Consider the following 819-nt stretch of genomic DNA (forward strand, 5'->3'; position numbering starts at 1 on the left):
AAATACACAGAAAGATTTTAAAAGCTCAAGTGATTTAAGGCCGGAACAGGGGCGTTATGTCTTTGTTGGTTTGCGCTTGGATCACTTCTAGATGCCTATTTGAAAATTACTAACTTGTTCGTAAAGGGTAAAAAAATGACTAATCAAAAGAAATTATTAACACTTGCTGTAAGTAGTGCAGTACTTGTCGGTTGTGGCGGTTCAGGATCTTCATCAGTAGTTGGTTCAGACGAAAGTGTAACGCCAACAACACAGATTGATGCATCTTCATATACCGATTACACGTACTTCAATCTAGAAACTGGCTCTGAAGTTAGTTTAACTGCGGCGGAGGCGGCTGCGTCAACAGCATGGCACATAGGTTTTCGTCGTAATGGCGCTATTTTGAATGGTGGTACTAGCGGCATTGGTAATGTCGAAGGTGCACTGGCTGCTGCTCAAGATGATTTTTATAATGGAGACGATCCTGACGTAAACGTTTTTCTTAATGCGAGTGATGCTATCGAAGAAGAGCATCTTTTAGCGTCGTACGATACAAGTCTTCTGACGTTTGTTTCGGATTCAGAGAATCTAGCGGTGAGCGGTGATTGGTATAATTACCAACACGTTGGTGGCGGTAATCCTCCTAATACTAGTGCGAATTCTGATAATTCTTGGTTAATTCGTTCTGCAGAAGGTGACAGCTATGCGCTCATGAAGGCGACATATTTCTTGTATGACTATGCGCATGCGGAAGTAACGTTTGAGTTTGATGTTCAGGCGCAAGGTACGTCACAGATTCTTGATTCCAATGAATCGTTTGTTGTGAATGTAATGCCA

General features: G+C 42.0%; 1 protein-coding gene. It reads left to right on the top strand.

The window, feature by feature from the left end:
- Positions 1-135: 135 nt before the first annotated feature.
- A partial coding sequence (locus A3739_RS23595) for an HmuY family protein (protein WP_197472524.1) occupies positions 136-819 on the top strand: 684 nt, incomplete at its 3' end.

Source organism: Oleiphilus sp. HI0067, from assembly GCF_001635735.1.